This window comes from Streptomyces coelicoflavus (assembly GCF_045041415.1).
Taxonomy (GTDB): Bacteria; Actinomycetota; Actinomycetes; order Streptomycetales; family Streptomycetaceae; genus Streptomyces; species Streptomyces coelicoflavus.
The window spans coordinates 136,202-152,667 of the sequence record NZ_CP108218.1; the positions used below are offsets into that span (position 1 = coordinate 136,202).

Annotated in this window: 15 protein-coding genes and 1 pseudogene; 7 read left to right on the forward strand and 9 right to left on the reverse strand. The window is 72.8% G+C overall.

Features of this window, described 5'->3' with window-relative positions:
• Positions 1 to 58: 58 nt before the first annotated feature.
• Entirely contained in the window at positions 59 to 451 is a 393-nt protein-coding gene (locus OHA99_RS00665) for a VOC family protein (protein WP_153176203.1), read from the forward strand.
• Here the strand turns inward: OHA99_RS00665 and OHA99_RS00670 are convergent.
• Positions 435 to 875: a MerR family transcriptional regulator gene (locus OHA99_RS00670; RefSeq protein WP_345964529.1), complete on the reverse strand. Its 441-nt coding sequence runs from the start codon at positions 873 to 875 to the stop codon at positions 435 to 437. The genes OHA99_RS00665 and OHA99_RS00670 overlap by 17 nt on opposite strands.
• A gap of 429 nt (positions 876 to 1,304) precedes the next feature.
• On the opposite strand from OHA99_RS00670, the gene OHA99_RS00675 reads away from it, so the two are divergent.
• A complete protein-coding gene (locus OHA99_RS00675) occupies positions 1,305 to 2,810 on the forward strand; it encodes a SulP family inorganic anion transporter (RefSeq protein WP_153176204.1) in 1,506 nt (501 codons plus the stop codon).
• Between the two features lie 35 nt (positions 2,811 to 2,845).
• Here the strand turns inward: OHA99_RS00675 and OHA99_RS00680 are convergent, their stop codons facing one another.
• Both OHA99_RS00680 and OHA99_RS00685 read right to left on the reverse strand, forming a co-directional pair.
• Positions 2,846 to 3,997: a ferritin-like protein gene (locus OHA99_RS00680; RefSeq protein ID WP_405693463.1), complete on the reverse strand. Its 1,152-nt coding sequence runs from the start codon at positions 3,995 to 3,997 to the stop codon at positions 2,846 to 2,848.
• A 173-nt stretch (positions 3,998 to 4,170) separates the two neighbouring features.
• Positions 4,171 to 4,559 (reverse strand): annotated as a pseudogene (locus OHA99_RS00685) (hypothetical protein); the annotation flags it as partial.
• 227 nt (positions 4,560 to 4,786) lie between these two features.
• Here OHA99_RS00685 and OHA99_RS00690 point away from each other — a divergent pair.
• Together OHA99_RS00690 and OHA99_RS00695 are read left to right on the forward strand one after the other, a co-directional pair.
• Positions 4,787 to 5,305, forward strand: coding sequence for a lytic polysaccharide monooxygenase auxiliary activity family 9 protein (locus OHA99_RS00690; protein WP_007389633.1), 519 nt, complete (start codon positions 4,787 to 4,789; stop codon positions 5,303 to 5,305).
• A 125-nt stretch (positions 5,306 to 5,430) separates the two neighbouring features.
• Positions 5,431 to 6,183, forward strand: coding sequence for a chitinase (locus tag OHA99_RS00695; protein WP_405693465.1), 753 nt, complete (start codon positions 5,431 to 5,433; stop codon positions 6,181 to 6,183).
• Here the strand turns inward: OHA99_RS00695 and OHA99_RS00700 are convergent.
• Positions 6,173 to 7,321 carry an FAD-dependent oxidoreductase gene (locus OHA99_RS00700; protein WP_405693466.1) on the reverse strand — a complete coding sequence of 383 codons (1,149 nt, stop codon included), beginning with the start codon at positions 7,319 to 7,321 and terminating at the stop codon, positions 6,173 to 6,175. The two genes, OHA99_RS00695 and OHA99_RS00700, sit on opposite strands and share 11 nt — an antisense overlap.
• 147 nt (positions 7,322 to 7,468) lie before the next feature.
• Between OHA99_RS00700 and OHA99_RS00705 the strand changes: the two genes are divergently transcribed.
• The gene (locus tag OHA99_RS00705) at positions 7,469 to 8,041 is read left to right on the forward strand and encodes a TetR/AcrR family transcriptional regulator (protein WP_164380732.1); all 573 of its coding nucleotides are present in this window, start codon (positions 7,469 to 7,471) and stop codon (positions 8,039 to 8,041) included.
• A 41-nt stretch (positions 8,042 to 8,082) separates the two neighbouring features.
• On the opposite strand, the gene OHA99_RS00710 is transcribed toward OHA99_RS00705, so the two are convergent.
• The 3 genes from OHA99_RS00710 to OHA99_RS00720 all read right to left on the reverse strand — a co-directional run bounded on the left by OHA99_RS00710 (position 8,083) and on the right by OHA99_RS00720 (position 11,061).
• Positions 8,083 to 8,640 (reverse strand): ATP-binding protein, encoded by a 558-nt coding sequence (locus tag OHA99_RS00710; RefSeq protein ID WP_405693468.1) that lies wholly within the window; start codon positions 8,638 to 8,640, stop codon positions 8,083 to 8,085.
• A gap of 15 nt (positions 8,641 to 8,655) precedes the next feature.
• Positions 8,656 to 9,756 carry a hypothetical protein gene (locus OHA99_RS00715; RefSeq protein ID WP_405693470.1) on the reverse strand — a complete coding sequence of 367 codons (1,101 nt, stop codon included), beginning with the start codon at positions 9,754 to 9,756 and terminating at the stop codon, positions 8,656 to 8,658.
• 159 nt (positions 9,757 to 9,915) lie between these two features.
• Positions 9,916 to 11,061: a S1 family peptidase gene (locus OHA99_RS00720; protein WP_405693472.1), complete on the reverse strand. Its 1,146-nt coding sequence runs from the start codon at positions 11,059 to 11,061 to the stop codon at positions 9,916 to 9,918.
• A gap of 437 nt (positions 11,062 to 11,498) precedes the next feature.
• Between OHA99_RS00720 and OHA99_RS00725 the strand changes: the two genes are divergently transcribed.
• A complete protein-coding gene (locus OHA99_RS00725) occupies positions 11,499 to 14,804 on the forward strand; it encodes a family 78 glycoside hydrolase catalytic domain (RefSeq protein WP_405693473.1) in 3,306 nt (1,101 codons plus the stop codon).
• Between the two features lie 44 nt (positions 14,805 to 14,848).
• Here OHA99_RS00725 and OHA99_RS00730 read toward each other — a convergent pair whose 3' ends face one another.
• Positions 14,849 to 15,061 carry an MbtH family protein gene (locus OHA99_RS00730; RefSeq protein WP_007389609.1) on the reverse strand — a complete coding sequence of 71 codons (213 nt, stop codon included), beginning with the start codon at positions 15,059 to 15,061 and terminating at the stop codon, positions 14,849 to 14,851.
• Positions 15,062 to 15,175: 114 nt separating this feature from the next.
• Here OHA99_RS00730 and OHA99_RS00735 point away from each other — a divergent pair, with 114 nt between their 5' ends.
• Positions 15,176 to 16,282, forward strand: a complete 1,107-nt coding sequence (locus tag OHA99_RS00735) for an alpha/beta hydrolase-fold protein (protein WP_405693475.1) — start codon at positions 15,176 to 15,178, stop codon at positions 16,280 to 16,282.
• 51 nt (positions 16,283 to 16,333) lie between these two features.
• On the opposite strand, the gene OHA99_RS00740 is transcribed toward OHA99_RS00735, so the two are convergent.
• On the reverse strand, positions 16,334 to 16,411 hold the full coding sequence (locus OHA99_RS00740; protein WP_370454205.1) for a 50S ribosomal protein bL37: 78 nt from the start codon (positions 16,409 to 16,411) through the stop codon (positions 16,334 to 16,336).
• Positions 16,412 to 16,466 lie beyond the last annotated feature (55 nt).

Consider the following 16,466-nt stretch of genomic DNA (forward strand, 5'->3'; position numbering starts at 1 on the left):
CCGCCCGAGCACCGCGCGACCCGACGGCCCGGAACCCCACACACCGGAGAAGAGTTCCATGAAGATCCACCTCACCAGCGTCTTCGTCGACGACCAGGCCCATGCCCTGCGCTTCTACACCGAGGCGCTGGGCTTCGTGACGAAGCACGACGTGCCCGTGGGGGCGGGAGGGGACCGGTGGCTGACCGTGGTGTCGCCGGAGGCGCCCGACGGGACCGAGCTGCTGCTCGAGCCCTCCGGTCACCCCGCGGTGGGGCCGTACCGGGCGGCGCTGGCCCAGGACGGCATCCCGGCCGCCTCCTTCGCCGTCGACGACGTACGGGCGGAGTACGACCGGCTGCGCGGACTCGGGGTGCGCTTCACCCAGGAGCCGACGGAGATGGGACCGGTCACCACGGCGGTCCTGGACGACACCTGCGGCAACCTGATCCAGATCATGCAGGGCCAGTAGCCGCGGGGGCGTCCGGCGGCGCGTCCCCGGTCCGGGGAGCCGTCGCGCTCTCGATGCGGTCGGCCAGGGTTACGGCGAACTCCTCCGCGCGCGCCAGCTGGGTCCGCAGGTCGGCGACCCGCTGCCGGGCTGCCCGTTCGAAGACGCGTACGCGCTCGAGAAGCCGCTCGCGCTCGTCGGCCGGCAGCCGGCCGTCGCCGTGGTCCAGGCGGTCGGTGGCCTCCAGGAGATCGCGCATCTCGTCGAGGGTGAAGCCGAGCGGCTTCATGCGGCGCACGACCATGAGGCGGGCGACGTCGTCCTCCGTGTACAGGCGGAAGCCGCCCTGGGAGCGGGCGGACGGGACGACCAGGCCGGTCTCCTCGTAGTGCCGGATCGTGCGCAGCGACAACTCGGTCCTGGCCGCCACCTCGCCGATCTGCATGTGCCCGCCGCTCACGCCGCGCCTTCCTCGTCGTCCGTCCCGCCGCCACCGCGACGGCTTGGATCTCTACCGTAACGTTAGGGTAGAGTTGCCCGGGTGCCGGGCCGCTGTGCCGTTCGGCACTCCATGGTGCGGGAGACCCGACACGGTGCGGGAGACCCGGTCCACCATGCCATTGCCGGGGCCGAGGAAGCCCCCGGCGAAGACCGACGCCGGCAGGAGAGCGAGCGCATGTCCATGATGCCCCGCGCCGCCGTCTGCCCGCCGTGACGCCTCGCCCCTGAGCGGCGGCCGTCCCCGTCGGGACACCGTCTCCACCCGTCTTCGGTCCGCCACCGCGCGGTCCCCGCGCAGGACCGGCCCGGCCCTCGCGCTCCCCCGCACGTCCCCCGCTGCCGGGCGTGCCCGACCACGACAGGTACGTCTCCCTTGTCTGCTCCCGTGCTCTCCCCCGCCGCACGCCTGCGCGCCCTCAAGCCCGACTGGATCTCCGATCCGAAGGTGTGGCGCACCGAGGTCCTCGGCGGGCTCGTCGTCGCCCTGGCGCTGATCCCGGAGGCGATCTCGTTCTCGATCATCGCCGGGGTCGACCCGGAGGTCGGCCTGTTCGCGGCGTTCACCATGGCCGTCACCATCTCGGTCGTGGGCGGCCGCCGCGCGATGATCTCCGCGGCGACCGGTGCCGTCGCCCTGGTGATCGCGCCGTTGAACCGCGAGCACGGCCTCGGTTACCTCGTCGCGGCGGTCATCCTCGCCGGTGTCTTCCAGGTGGTCCTCGGCGCGCTCGGGGTGGCCAGGCTGATGCGGTTCGTGCCGCGCTCGGTGATGGTCGGCTTCGTCAACGCGCTGGCCATCCTCATCTTCATGGCGCAGGTGCCCGAGTTCACCGACGTGCCCTGGCCGGTCTATCCGCTGGCCGGCGGCGGGCTCGTGCTGATGGTGCTCTTCCCCCGGGTCACCCGGGTGGTCCCGGCGCCGCTGGTCTCCATCGTCGTCCTGACCGTGATCACCGTGGCGGCCGGCATCGCCGTGCCGACCGTCGGTGACAAGGGGGAGCTGCCCCACGCGCTGCCGGTGCCGGGGCTGCCCGACGTGCCGTTCACCCTGGACACGCTGACGACCGTGGCCCCGTACGCGCTCGCCATGGCGCTGGTCGGGCTCATGGAGTCGCTGATGACGGCGAAGCTCGTGGACGACATCACGGACACCCGCTCCAACAAGACCCGTGAGTCGATCGGTCAGGGCGTCGCCAACATCGTCACCGGCTTCTTCGGCGGCATGGGCGGGTGCGCCATGATCGGCCAGACGATGATCAACGTGAAGGTCTCCGGGGCGCGTACCCGCCTGTCCACGTTCCTGGCGGGCTCGTTCCTGATGGTGCTGTGCATCGTCTTCGGCCCGGTCGTGTCCGACATCCCGATGGCGGCCCTGGTCGCGGTGATGGTGATGGTGTCGTTCACGACCTTCGACTGGCACTCCGTCGCGCCGAGGACGCTCAAGCGGATGCCGGCCGGCGAGATCCTCGTCATGGTGGCCACCGTCGCCGTCGTGGTCGCCACCTCCAACCTCGCCATCGGCGTCGTGGTCGGCTCCGTCACCGCGATGGTGATCTTCGCCAGGCGGGTGGCCCACCTGGCCGACGTCACCTCGGTGACCGACCCCGACGGCGGCCAGGTCGTGTACTCCGTCACCGGCGAGCTGTTCTTCGCCTCCAGCAACGACCTGGTCTCGCGCTTCGACTACGCCGGTGACCCCGACCAGGTCGTCATCGACCTGTCCGCCACCCACATCTGGGACGCCTCGTCCGTCGCCGCGCTGGACGCGATCGAGACCAAGTACGCGCAGCGCGGCAAGCGGGTCGAGATCGTCGGGCTCAACGAGCACAGCACCGAGATGCGCGAAAGGATCGGCGGCGCCCTCACCGGCGGTCACTGACCCTCCCGGCCGACGTCACGCGCGGGCCGGCGACGTCACGCGCCCGGCGGGCGGAACTGGGGTCCGTAGGTGCTGCCGTGCGCGCCGGGGACGGCGGTCTCCATCAGCTCGAGTGCGGGGGCCTCCAGGGCGCCCATGGTGCGGACGGCCGAGTGCAGGGTGCGCGCGTCGCCGTCGGCCCAGGCCACCTCGAGGGTGCTCAGTACCTTGGCGTAGGCGGTGTCGAAGCGGTCGAGGAGGTCCTGGACCCGCTGGGGCGGGTCGGGCCATCCGCCGGCCGGGACCCGGGCCATGGGGCGGGCGTCGGGGAAGGGCACGGGGGCGCCGGTGAACCGCCAGCCGTCGTGCTCCCGGCGCAGTTGCCGTCCGTGGTAGATCTCGCCGAAGGCGTAGTAGTGGGCGGGGTAGTCGTCCCCGAAGGCGTCCTCGGGGGAACTGGTGGTGCCCTCGCCCTGTTCCTTGATGATCTCGATCGCCCGCTCGACGCCGTCGAGGTCGGTCACAGGCTCCAGGACGTCGGAACCGATGTGCTCGGACAACTGCCCGTGCGCCGTCAGTTCGGGCGCCGTGGTCCGGAACGCGTGCATGAGGTCGTCGTAGAACCGGCCGATGCTGGGCGACCCGCTGATGCCGCGGTCCAGGGGCTCCTCCGGCGCTTCGATCGCCATCATCACGTCGTGCACGAAGGGCCTGTTGAGGCCCGACAGGTAGACGTTCACGCCGTCGCGCACCCCGCCCGGGAGGGGACCCGGGTAGGCGAGGGCCGCGTCCGTGATCCGGGGCCGGCCGCCCACCGCCACCAGCAGGTTGCAGACGACGCCCATGTGGTACATCTCGTCGCCGATGATGCGCCGGACGAGGCGCGCGACGTGGCTGGTGCGGTCCCCCACCGACCACCATCCGCACAGGTAGGGCGGGATCGTGGCGAGTTCGAGTGCCACGGCGACCTGAAGGGCTTCCCGCAGCCAGTCGACACCGCGGCCGCCGTGGGGGACGGCGAGCAGCCGCGCCACCGACCGGCAGCCGGACACGGCACCTTCCGGCCGCCCGGCCGCCCGTGCGGGCGCGGCGTGGACGGGGGCCGCGGCCTGGACGGGGGCCGCGGCCGTCAGGACGGCCGACGCCATGAAGGTCCTTCGCCCGAACGGGGCGCCCGTCCCCGACGGCTCCTCGTGCACACCAGTCATCCGTACTCCCTCCGCAAGCGATGCCCGTCTCCGACCGAGACGTCCGCGTTTCTCCGACGGCTGGCGAAACTAGCAGCGACATGGCCGTTTCCAGGGCGTGCGGCACGGAGTGGGGCATCCTCTACCCGGTCGGCCCTACCGTCGACGGCCGGTGCCGGCCCCGAGTGGCTCACCGCGGGCGCGCCCGGGAAGGGCGGATCGAGGTCACGTCGACCAGCCGGGGGGCCGCGGTGGGCGCCAGTGGTGTGTCCCGCCCGTCGCGCAGCGCCACGTTGACGGCCACCAGCGCGGTGCCGACGGCGTAGTTGAGCGTTCCGCACAGGGAGTCCACCAGCCACTCGCGCACCGCGTCGGCGTCGGCGTCGGCGTCGGTGGCGATGGCGGTGGCGGTGGCGATGGCGGTGGCGGTGGCGGTGGCGGTGGCGATGGCGAAGTCCCCGTCGCCCTTGTCGATCCGGGTCAGCCGCTGCCCGTACCGGGTCCGCACGGCCGCCGCACCGGCCGGAGCGGGCCCGGCCCCCGGCCAACCGCCCCTCTCCGGGCCGTGGTTCGCCGTACACACCCTTGACACGGTCACGTCGACCGCTTGTATGGTCTAGTCCAACAGAACTCGCCGCTCCGTTTGCGGAGTTGAGCCTTGCCGGGGTCCCACTCCCCCGCGAGGACGGCGAGTACGCGCACCTTCGCGCCTCCTGGCCCCACCCACGAGAGGCCGTACCCCGGTGTGCGCGGTCACCCCCACACATGACCGCGCGCGGCCCGGGACGGCCGGATGTGAAGGAGTTCCCCATGCACGCACGCCGGAAGACCGCTGCCCTGATCGGCGCGGTTCTCGCCCCCGTCGTCGCCGTGAGCCTGCCCGCCTCCTCGGCGAGCGCCCACGGCTACATCTCCGACCCGCCCAGCCGACAGGCCCAGTGCGCGGCGGGCACGGTGTCCTGCGGCGACATCAAGTACGAGCCGCAGAGCGTCGAGGGCCCCAAGGGCCTGACCAGTTGCAGCGGCGGCAACAGCCGGTTCGCGGAGCTGGACGACGACAGCAAGGGGTGGCAGGTCACCCCGGTGTCGAAGACCACGACGTTCTCGTGGCAGCTCACCGCACAGCACGCCACCAGCACCTGGGAGTACTACGTCGGCGGTCAGCGGATCGCGCTGTTCGACGACGGTGGTGCGAAGCCGGGCGCCGTGGTGAACCACCAGGTCGACTTCGGCGGACTCAGCGGGCAGCAGAAGGTGCTCGCCGTGTGGAACGTCGCCGACACCGACAACGCGTTCTACGCCTGCATCGACGTCAACGTCGGCGGCTGACGGGGCCGGACGGGCGGCCCCGGGAGCGACTGCGTCCCTCCCGGGGCCGCCGTCGCTCCCCCTGCCCGTCCTCCCCCGCCGTCCCTCCCATCGAGCCATCGAGCCATCGAGCAGGAGTCGATACCGTGCAGCACCGCAAGCTCGCACTGCTGGCCGCCACCGGCGCGGCGGCCGCCCTGTGCACCCTGACCATGGCCCCGTCGGCCGTCGCCGAGAAGGCGGCGGAGGCCGGGAAGCCCGCCGCCCGGACCGCTGCCGCCGAATTCGTGGTCAGCGAGAGCCAGTTCGACCAGATGTTCCCGAACCGGAACTCCTTCTACAGCTACAGCGGCCTCACTGCCGCGCTCAGCGCCTACCCGGGCTTCTCCAACACGGGCAGCGACACGGTCAGGAAGCAGGAGGCCGCCGCCTTCCTCGCCAACGTCGGCCACGAGACCGGCGGACTGGTGCACGTCGTCGAGCAGAACACCGCCAACTACCCGCACTACTGCGACGCCTCCCAGCCCTACGGCTGCCCGGCCGGCAACGACAAGTACTACGGGCGCGGGCCCGTCCAGCTGAGCTGGAACTTCAACTACAAGGCCGCCGGGGACGCCCTCGGCATCGATCTGCTCAACCATCCGGACCTGGTCCAGAACGACTCGGCCGTGGCCTGGAAGACGGGGCTGTGGTACTGGAACACCCAGTCCGGGCCCGGCACCATGACCCCGCACGACGCCATGGTCGACGGCGCCGGGTTCGGGGAGACCATCCGTGCCATCAACGGCAGCCTGGAGTGCGACGGGGGCAATCCCGGGCAGGTCCAGAGCCGCATCGACAACTACGAGCGCTTCACCCAGCTCCTCGGCGTGGAGCCGGGCGGCAACCTCAGCTGCTAGCGAGCCGTGCGAGTTCCTCGGCGTCGGGCTCCTCCAGCAGGAACCCGGCGCCGCCCTCCAGCATTCCGGCGATCTCGGCCGAGCGCGGGAGCATCGTCTTCTCGTAGGCGCGCACGGCGTCGTCGACGGTGGCCGAGCCGGCGAGGGCGAGGGCGAGGGCGAGTTCGGCGGCGTCGAGCATGGCGAGGTTGACGCCGACCCCGAGCGGCGGCATCAGGTGCGCGGCGTCCCCCAGCAGGGTCACGCCGGGCGTGGGCCGCCAGGTGTGCGGCACCGGCAGGGCGAAGAGCGGGCGGTCGACGTAGGCGCCGTCGTTGTCGGTGATCAGCCGGAGTATCCGCGGTGACCAGCCCGCGTAGTCGGCGAGGAGCCGCGCGCGGATGCCCTCGGTGTCCTCCGGACGGAGGCCGGCCGCGGCCATCCAGTCCAGGGAGACCCGGCGCATGAGGTAGACGCGCATGTGGCCGCCGCTGCCGCGCTGCGCGAAGAGCCCCCGTTCCCCGTCGGCCACGTGGGCACTGCCCCGGCCGACCAGTTCGGCCGCCTCCGGGTGCGCGGAGTCCACCTCGTCGAACCAGGCCTCGAGGAAGCCGACCCCGGTGTAGCGCGGCACGGCGCCGGACACGGCCGCGCGGACGCGGGAGAAGGCACCGTCCGCTCCGACGACCAGATCCGTCTCCACGGTGCTCCCGTCGGCGAACGTCAGGACCCGCGGCCCGCCGGCCGGGCCGCTCACCGACTCCAGCGCGTGCCCCCATCGCACCGTCCCGGCGTCGAGCGACCGCAGCAGGAGGTCCCGCAGCTGACCGCGGTCGATCTCCGGGCGGGCCGTCTCGCCCTCGGCCGGCAGCCGGTGGCCGAGGAGGCGCCCCGCGGTGTCGATGCGGCGCTCTTCCTGGCTTTCGCACCTGGCGAGCGCGAAGAACTCCTCGAGCAGGCCCGCCTCGCGGAGTGCGAGCTGGCCGTCCTCCTCGTGCAGGTCGAGCGAGCCTCCCTGATCACGGGAGCCGGCGTCCGGGTCCCGGTCGTACACCGTCGCCGCGATGCCGTGCCGCCGCAGGACACGTGCGCAGGTGAGCCCTCCCGGGCCGGCGCCGATGATGCTGATCCGCGCGCTCGCGGGTGCCGGAGAGTTCATGGCGGGTTCCTTCCGTCGGTGGGTCCCCCGTGCGACCACCAAAGCAGAAACCAGTGAGAAACTGCAACTGTTCCAGTTACTTACTCAGTCATCTTCTTGTTCGGGAACACTTTCTGTGTCGTTCCGGTCGTGCGGTAGAGTGGCGCCATGCCCGACTCTCCGACCCCAGGCCGGCGCGAGCGCAAGAAGGCCGCGACCAGGCAGGCCATCGCGGACGCCGCCCTGGAGCTCTTCCTCGAGCACGGTTTCGACCGCGTCAGCGTCCGCGACGTCGCCGAGCGGGCCGATGTCTCGACGACGACCCTCTTCGCGCACTTCCCGAGCAAGGAGGCGCTGGTCTTCGACCGTGAGGAGGAGGTCGACGTCGCGCTGGCCGCCGCCGTCCGCGAACGGCCCGAGGGCCAGGGCGTGGTGGAGGCGCTCCGCGCGCACGCCCTCGAGTCCTGGGTGCCGATCGCGACCGATCCGCGCCGGGAGAGCTTCACCGCACTGGTCAACGGCACTCCGGCGCTGCGGGAGTACGGGGAGCGCATGTGGATGCGGCACGCCGACGCGCTGGGCACCGTGATCGCGCAGGACCTCGGCCGGGAGCCGGACGACCCAGCGTGCGCGGCCCTGGCCCGGTTCGTCCTCGAGGTGCCCGCCCTGACCGCGGGACGGCACGATCCGCGGGCGACGGTGGAGACGGTGTTCGATCTGCTCCTGAACGGGTGGCGGTAGGCCGCGCGAGCACGACACCCGCGCGGCCGGCGGACCCCGCCCTACGACGGCCACGGCCGGGACGGCCGCTCCGGCGCCGGGAGCAGCGCCCCCAGCAGCCGTCCCCCGGCCGGCGTGAGCGACCACCGCGCGTGCCCGGCGTCGCCGGCGACGAGGGCATCCGGCGGCGGTACTTCCTCGTACCGGACGGGGGCGTTCAGGTCGAGCACCGCGAAGCAGCGCTTCCCGGTCTCCGTGGCCTCCGCGCCCCGCAGCAGGCAGAGTCCGTCGAGAACGGTGAGCCCACGTCCCCCTTCGGCGTCGGGGCCCGCACGGCGCCGCCGGGGCAGGGACGGGTTTCCGTCGGACACCTCGACGACGAGGAGGTGCTCGTCCAGGACGACGTCCACGGCCAGCCGTCCCCCCGCGTGCAGCAGCCCGTTGGTGAGCAGTTCCGAGCCCACCAGTTCGAGACGTACGCGCTGCTCCTCGGAGAGCGGGACACCCCACGACCGCACGGTGGCGGCGATCCTCCTGCGCGCGGCGCGGACGGTGGCGGGGGGTGGCTTCCAGGGTGAAGCGGGATCGAAGCATCGTCGTCTCCTGGCGGGGACGCGCACCGTCGGCGGCGTGCGTCAGTCGGCTGAGTACTGCGGTGGCCGCTCGTGGGGTCCGGCGTCCTCCTGCCGGCCCCAGGCGATTCCGTAAATACCGGCCTGGCATTTCGCGGGCAGTATGTGGACGCTGTGGGAAGCGTCCAGACCGAGCGGGCGGATCTGCTCCCGCTCCGCTTCCGAGTTGTGGCGGTAGTACCCGTGCACGGCCGACGGAAGGTGCCGGGGGTGGAAGAAGATGTGCAGGAGATACTGCCGGACCGGGACGGGCAGAGTGCGTTCGTGGTGGTTGGAGGGTTTCCACCGCGGGCCGATGTCGAGCGTGTAGTCGATGATCGCGGTTTCCCCGCGGCGAAGAGCGCGCCCGAATCCGATGTCGAATACCGCGGAACGGACTTCCTGACGGAAATACAGCGTCTCCAGGCGACCGCAGTTGACGGTCACCTGCACGGAGGGCGTGCCGGGATCGTCCAGGTTGTGGTGGGCCGTCAGGTGCCGTACGTCGTCACGGGTGGCGCGCACGACGTGGCAGACCGTGTAGCGCTCGATGCACCCGTGGTCGTCGAGGTGCACGGTCTCCGACACGGACAGGGTGAGGAGGTTCTCGTTGAACCGGTAGGCGTCCGCTCCCAGGGCCCGCTCGAGGGGCGCGCCGGGGCTCAGGACGCGGGAGAGGGCGTCCGGCACACGGTTCGTCGGGGCGAGCGCCCTGCCGCGCGGGCGCCGGTGGGCCAGCAGGGTCTGCAGCGTTCCCGGCGCCAGGTGCAGGATCACCTCGATCTCCGCCACCGCCCGCAGGGACTGCCGGCGCTCGGGCTGACTGCGGCCCCGCTGCCAGTGGCTGAGCGTCACCGGACTCACCGAGATGCCGCGCTCGCCGAGGTGGTGGTGCAGACGCTGCAAGGACAGTCCGCGCCCCTTCAGCGCCCGGTGGAGGGCCTCCCCGAAGGTGGCCCCGTCCGCGCACCGCGCCTCCTCGGGCCGGTGCTCCTCGGGCCGCGCGCCCTCGGGCCGGTCCGTCTCCGGCCGGTCTGTCTCCGGCCGGTCTGTCTCCGGCCGGTCTGTCTCCGGCCGGTCCGTCTCCGGCCGGTCCGTCTCCGGCCGGTCGTCCCGCTGGTTCATCGACGGCTCCCGAACGGTTCTGTCAGGGGGCCGGCAGGGCTGCGGCCGCAGGTGGGCGGGGCAGCCCTGCCGTCGTGGATCACCACAGGGTACGGGTGGTCCACCGGCTCGGCGCGGCGCCTGGGGAGAGCGTCGCGCCGGGCACGGCCCGCGCATCGGTCAGGCGGTGTTCAGGCTCAGTCCGTAGTACCGCAGCGTGTCGTCCAGCGGCTGGAAGTACGAGGTGCCCTGCCCGTAGACGCCGTTGCACCGGTTGTCGGTCTGGCCGCCCGAGGTCATGCCCTGGCCCTGGTTGCCGGATATCCAGGGACCGCCGCTGTCCCCGCCCAGGTCGCAGGCGTTGCTCAGCCCGAGGTTGGTCACGAGGGTGGCCGGCTGCCCGGGGTCGGTGTACGTGACCGAGTAGTCGGACCCGACCGGGGCCCGCCGGCTGCCCTCGACGGCGATGTCGCCGCCGTTGTTCCACGTGCCGACCCGGGGCGCGACGGTCCAGCCCGCGTCGACGGAGGCGAGGCCCATGTCGACACTGTTCCGTCCGTGGTGGAACCGGGTGGTGGTGCCCTTGGCGAAGTGCGAGCCGTCGTAGTACAGGTCGGGCAGGTTCTCGACACAGTGTCCGGCGGTGACCAGGACCTGCCGGCCCGACGCGTCCCGGGCGCCGTAGCCGACCGAGCAGTAGTGGTTGCCGTAGTCCATCCGGCTGCCGGGATAGACGGTGCCGGCCATCGAGACGGCCTTGCCGTCGCTGTCCCGTACGGCGACCGCGGACCCGTAGGACGCGGCCTTGTCCAGGAACTCCCGGTCGGCCGCCGTCGCCGCGTCGCGCACCTGGACGACCACCTTGTTCGTCACCGGGTCGACGCCCCACCCCTGGACGCCGGTGGGCAGTTCCCGCGTCGCGGCCTCGTCCAGCGCCGCCTTGACGGCGTCCAGTTCGCCGACGGTGTGCCGTGCTGTGCGTGCCTCGAGCCCGGCGGCCTCGACCTCGCGGGCCGTGCTCGCGTCGGTGACGTTCACCGTCAGGCGGCCGTCGTCGTCGAAGAAGGCTCCGCGCGGGTCGACACCGGAGGAACGCAGGGTCCCGAGCACCGACTGCTGGCGGGCCTGCGAGTCGAGCCGCCGGGCGGCGCTCGCGTCACTGATCCCCAGCGAGTCGCCGAGCGCCCGCACCATCCGGGCCTCGTAACTCCCGCCGGACGCGGGAGAGTCCGCCCCGGTGGTGCCGTGCGCCGAGACCGCGCCCGAGGACACGACCAGCGCCGCCGCCGCGGCACCTGACGCCATGATCGCGCGTAGACGAAGCATCTTTTCTCCATTTCCGGACAGCCGCCCGCGGCGGCTTGTGGGGGAAGTGCGGATCGGGGCGGGGAAGAAGTCCCTGTCCGCACGGAGAACCTTCCTAGTCGGACGCGCTCATGACAAGATCGGTGAGCGGCGCAAAAATTAACAGAACTGCGGACTTCTGATTCCGACGGCAATTCACCGACGCCCCGTCAGGCACATTTCACGGAAGGGGAAAAGGGGCGGGAATGGGCGACGCGGACCGAGCCGCCCTCGATGCCCCGCCCGGGCCCGCCGCGGCGATGGCCGCCGTCGGACACCTTGCCGCGCCCCACAGGACATGCCTAGGATCGTGAAGACGCTTCATTGAATCGTTTCACTCATGGTTTCAGGCAGCCGACGCGAGTCACCCGCACGGTTCCTCCCCGCCGCGTCGGCACGACGAGCAAAGGCGGACACACATGACCGAGGGCTGGGACCGCAGAATCTTCCTGCGCGGCGCCGTGGCGACCGCGGGCGCCGCCGGTGTCACGGCGCTGACCGCCGGCGGACCGGCCTTCGCGGCCGGTGCCGCGCCGGGCGTCACGGCACCGGCCGACGGCCGGCCGGAGACGGCCACCGGGCTCCACGTCGTCCGGACGAGTGTCGAGTACGCCGGAGACCTGCTCGGCACGGACGTCGAACGCCCGCGCCTGTCGTGGGAACTGGCCGCCCCGGGCCACGGCGCCCGCCAGAGTGCCTACCACATCCGGGTGACCCGGGACTCCGTGGGCCGGGGCCGACGCACCCACACGGTCTGGGACTCGGGCAGGGTCACCTCCGACCGCAGTGTCGGCATCCCCTACGGCGGTCCCGCGCTGCTCCCCCGTACCCGCTACCACTGGCAGGTCCGGGTCTGGGACGCCGCCGGCCGGCGCTCCGGCTGGAGCGAGGCCCGCTGGTGGGAGACGTCACTGCCGGCCGACGGCTGGCGGGCGAGCTGGATCGGCGCCGAGGAGCCGCCCGCGCCGCCGTCCCTGGAGGGCGCGTCCTGGATCTGGTCCTCCGGCGCGACCTCCTCGGACGCCCCGGAGGGCGAACGCCGGTTCCGCGCCGTGCTCGCCCTGCCGACGGGTTCCGTGGTGAGGCGGGCCGTGGTGAGCGCCACGGCCGACGACGACTTCACCCTCTACGTCCACGGGCAGCAGGTGCTCCACGCGCCGCGGCAGACCGACGGCTGGCGCACCGGGCGCACCGCCGACGTCACGGAGACGGTCCGCTCGGCCGGTGACGGCGTCGTCGTCGCCGCCCTCGCCACCAACCGGCCCGGTGCCGCCGTGAACCCCGGCGGCCTCCTCGCCCGCCTCGTCGTCGAGACCGAGGACGGACGCACCCACGAACTCCGCACCGGCGACGGCTGGCGCACCGCCGAAACGGCGCAGGAGGGCTGGGAGCGGCCCGGGTTCGACGACGGCGCCTGGCAGCCGGCCGCCGTCCTGGCCCCGTACGGCCAGGGCCCCTGGGGCGACGGCGTGACGGTCGCCGCCCCCGAGGCGCCCGCCCCGCTGCTGCGCCGCTCCTTCGCTGTCCGGGGGCGCGTCGCGCGCGCCCGCCTGTACATCAGCGGACTCGCCTACTACGAGGCCGAGATCAACGGCCGCCGCGTCGGCGACCAGGTCCTCGACCCGGGGTTCACCGACTACGACGAGACGGTGCTGTACGCCGTCCACGACGTGACCGGCCTGCTGCGGCGCGGTGAGAACGCCATCGGCGTCACCCTCGGGCGCGGCTTCTACGGCATGACGACCCCCAATGTCTGGAACTGGCACCGCGCTCCCTGGCACGGCGAGCCCCGGCTGCTCGCGCAGTTGGAGATCGACCACCCGGACGGAACCCGCACCACCGTCGCCACGGACGGCGAGTGGCGCATCACCGAGGGACCGACCCGGTCCAACTCCCTGTACGCCGGGGAGACCTACGACGCCCGACGGGCACCCGACGGCTGGACCCGGCCCGGGTTCGACGACTCGGGGTGGAGGGCGGCCGGGGTGCGCGAGGCGCCCGGCGGCACGCTGCGCGCGCAGCCGCACGACCCGATCGAAGTCGTCGGCACCGTCCGCCCGAAGGCGATCGAGGAGCTGCGCCCCGGCGTGTACGTCGTGGACATGGGCCGCACCATGGCCGGCTGGACCCGGCTGACCGTGCGCGGGGCCACCGGGGGCACGGTGGTCCGGCTCGTCCACGGCGAGAAGCGCGAGGACGACGGCGGTGTGCACGCCGAGACGGGGCACGTGCCGGGCCGCTTCCAGACCGACGAGTACGTGTGCGCCGGCCGGGACGAGGAGGTGTGGGAGCCCGCCTTCTCGTACAAGGGCTTCCGGTACGTCGAGGTCCACGGGCTGCCCGCGCGGCCGGAGCCGGGGGACGTGCTGGGCCGGCTGGTGCACTCCCGCGTGGACGAGGTCGGCTCCTTCTCCTGCTCGGAGCCGTTCTACGAGTGGCTGGACCGGGCGATGCGGCGCACCGTGCTGAACAACCTGCACGGCATCCCCACCGACACGCCGATGTACGAGAAGAACGGCTGGACCGGGGACGCCCAGCTCGGCACGCCTGTCATGACCCACGCCTTCGGGATGCAGCGTTTCCTGTCCAAGTGGCTCGGCGACCTCGCCGACAGCCAGACCGGCGAGGGACAGTTGCCGGTGATCGTGCCCAGCGGGGGCTGGGGGTACGGGGATCTCGGCCCGTCCCCGGAGTGGACGACCGTGTACCCCTTCGTCGTCCGCGAGTTGTACCGGGTGTACGGGGACGAACGGGCGGCCCGGGAGCACTGGGAGACCCTGACCCGCTACCTGGACTGGGAACTCGCCCGGCTGCGGGACGGGCTGGCCGTCACCGCGCTCGGCGACTATCTGGCCCCCGGGTACGGCGGCAACCCGCCGGAGGACACCCGGCTGACCGCGACGGCCTATCTGTACCGGGCGCTGCTGCACACCGCGGAGCTGGGTGAGGCGCTGTCCGGACTCCCGGGCGACAACGATGTCCCCCGGCGTTACCGGGCTGCCGCCGAGGAGCTGCGGAGCGCGTTCAACGAGACGTTCCTCGGGCCGGACGGTCACTACCGCACGGCCAAGGACCCGGACTACCGGCAGACGTCCAACGCGATACCGCTGGCGTTCGGGCTGGTGCCGGCGGGCGCCCGGGGCACCGTCCTCGACAGCCTGGTGGCGGACATCGAGGAGCGCGGCGACCACCTGAACACGGGCGCGCTGGGCACCAGCGTGCTGCTGCGGGTGCTGTGCGCGCACGGCCGCCCGGACGTCGCCCACGCCGTCGCCACCCAGCGCACGTATCCGGGTTGGGGCTACTGGCACGACCACGGCGCCGACACCATGTGGGAGATGTGGCCGCTGGACTCCCGCTCGCGCGACCACTACTTCCAGGGCACCGTCGTCCAGTGGCTGTACGAGAACGTGGCCGGACTGCGGCCTGGCGACGCGGGGTACCGCACGTTCAGTGTCCGCCCGGACGCGCGCACGGGCGTCGACTGGGCGCGGACCTCGGTGCGGACCGTGCGCGGGGAGGCGTCGGTGGCGTGGTCCGCGGTGGGAGGCAGACTGCGGCTGACGGTGCGGGTACCCGTCGGGTCGCACGCCGAGGTCCACGTCCCGGTGGCCGAGGGGTCACGTGCCGGGGCGCCCGGCGGGGCCGAGTTCCTGCGGTCGGTGCCCGGCTTCGACGTCCACCGGGTCGCCCACGGCACCTGGGAGTTCACGGGGTCCGCCTGAGGTGCGCCGCCCGCGTCGAGGGGCGTCGGCGCGGGCGGTGCCGGTCAGGAGTCGGCGGACTCGGCCAGGGAACGGGGCCGCAGATCCGTCCAGTTGGTCTCGACGTACTCCAGGCAGGCGTCCCGGGTGTTCTCCTCGAGGGCGACGGTCCATCCGCCGGGCACCTGCGCGAAGGACGGCCAGAGCGAGTGCTGTCCCTCGTGGTTCACGAGGACGAGGAAACGGCCGTCGGCGTCGTCGAACGGGTTGGTGCTCATGCCCGAAGCCTCCCGGGGAATTAGGTTAGGCTCGCCTAATGAGGCGAGCTTAGCCTTCGGGCTTCGCGCTCCACAAGGAGCCCTTCACCAGAGGACCTTCATCGGGAGACCTTCATGGAGTTGACGGGGGTAGAGCCGTTCGCCGGGTTCGGACTGAGCGGGGCTCCCGGCACCGACGCCTTCTGGGCCGCCGCGCGCACGCCCGCGTCGGTGCCGGACGGCGACGGCTGGGCGACCCTGTTCCTGCGGCGCGGGTCCGAGGCGGCGACCGTCGTTTTCGAGAGCTGGTCGGATCCGGTGCCGCTGCGCCGGTGGGGTGCCACGGACTGCTGGTACGCCGAGGTGCGCATGCCGGCGCGGCTGCGGGTGACGTATCGGTTCCTGGTGGGCGACGCGGCGTACGCCGACCCGCTCAACCCGGCCGGCGCGGGCGGGGACCGGTCCGTCGCCGCGACGCCGGACGCGCCGCTCCAGCCGCACTGGCCCGCGGTCGGTGCCGACGTCGTCCTGCCCCTCCCCCGGACCCGGCTGCGCTGGACGAGCGAGCGGCTCGGTGGGCGGCGTGCCGTACGGGTCCACGCGGCGGGCGGGGGCGGGCCGGTGGTGCTGCTGCTCGACGGGGACGACTGGCTGTACCTGCACCCGGCCACGACCGCGTTCGACTCGGCCGTCGCGAGCGGCGAGATGCCGCCGGTCACTCTCGTGTTCCTGCCCGCCGGGGACCGCGCGGCCGAGTTCGGATGCAGGCCCGGGCTGTGGGAGGCGGTACGGGACGAGGTGCTGCCGCTCGTGGCCCGGAGCGGTGTGCCCGCCGAACGGGACCGGCTCGTGGTCGCGGGGCAGAGCCTGGGCGGACTGAGCGCGCTGTACGCGGCCGTGGAGTTCCCCGGTCTGGTGTCGCGGGTGGCCTGCCAGTCGCCGTCGGTGTGGTGGACGCCGGGTGCGGTGCACGGGGCGGACCCGCTGGGCGGCCCGCCCGGTGGTGCCCTGGCGGCTCGTCTGCGCGAGCGCCCCGATCTCTCCGGCCTGCGGATCGCCTTCGACGTGGGCGAGCACGAGACGCGGATGCTCCCGCACTGCGCCCTCGTGGAGGACCTGACCGAGCGGGCCGGTGCGACCGTACGGGTCTCCCGGTCGGCGTCGGGCCACGACCGGGCGGGCTGGCGGCACGCCCTGGTCAGGGACGTGGCCTGGGCTCTGGCGCGGGACCGCACGGCCTGAACGCGAGGGCGGGCGACACGGCTGCCGCCCGCCCGCTGCGGCGTGGCGTCCTCAGCTCTGGGGGCGCTTGCCGTGGTTGGCGCCGTTCTTGCGGCGGGCCTTCTTCTTGCGGCGTCGTTTCGAGGACATCGATACCTCCTTGCGGTTGCTTTTCCACACGCTTTGCACCGGATTGTCATCTCCG

What these genes read in the sequence shown, in the direction of transcription:
- OHA99_RS00665 (WP_153176203.1), top strand. Translation starts at nt 59, where the DNA reads ATGAAGATCCACCTCACCAGCGTCTTCGTCGACGACCAGGCCCATGCC.
- OHA99_RS00670 (WP_345964529.1), bottom strand. Translation starts at nt 875, where the DNA reads ATGCAGATCGGCGAGGTGGCGGCCAGGACCGAGTTGTCGCTGCGCACG.
- OHA99_RS00680 (WP_405693463.1), bottom strand. Translation starts at nt 3,997, where the DNA reads ATGACTGGTGTGCACGAGGAGCCGTCGGGGACGGGCGCCCCGTTCGGG.
- OHA99_RS00690 (WP_007389633.1), top strand. Translation starts at nt 4,787, where the DNA reads ATGCACGCACGCCGGAAGACCGCTGCCCTGATCGGCGCGGTTCTCGCC.
- OHA99_RS00700 (WP_405693466.1), bottom strand. Translation starts at nt 7,321, where the DNA reads ATGAACTCTCCGGCACCCGCGAGCGCGCGGATCAGCATCATCGGCGCC.
- OHA99_RS00705 (WP_164380732.1), top strand. Translation starts at nt 7,469, where the DNA reads ATGCCCGACTCTCCGACCCCAGGCCGGCGCGAGCGCAAGAAGGCCGCG.
- OHA99_RS00715 (WP_405693470.1), bottom strand. Translation starts at nt 9,756, where the DNA reads ATGAACCAGCGGGACGACCGGCCGGAGACGGACCGGCCGGAGACGGAC.
- OHA99_RS00720 (WP_405693472.1), bottom strand. Translation starts at nt 11,061, where the DNA reads ATGCTTCGTCTACGCGCGATCATGGCGTCAGGTGCCGCGGCGGCGGCG.
- OHA99_RS00725 (WP_405693473.1), top strand. Translation starts at nt 11,499, where the DNA reads ATGACCGAGGGCTGGGACCGCAGAATCTTCCTGCGCGGCGCCGTGGCG.
- OHA99_RS00730 (WP_007389609.1), bottom strand. Translation starts at nt 15,061, where the DNA reads ATGAGCACCAACCCGTTCGACGACGCCGACGGCCGTTTCCTCGTCCTC.
- OHA99_RS00735 (WP_405693475.1), top strand. Translation starts at nt 15,176, where the DNA reads ATGGAGTTGACGGGGGTAGAGCCGTTCGCCGGGTTCGGACTGAGCGGG.
- OHA99_RS00740 (WP_370454205.1), bottom strand. Translation starts at nt 16,411, where the DNA reads ATGTCCTCGAAACGACGCCGCAAGAAGAAGGCCCGCCGCAAGAACGGC.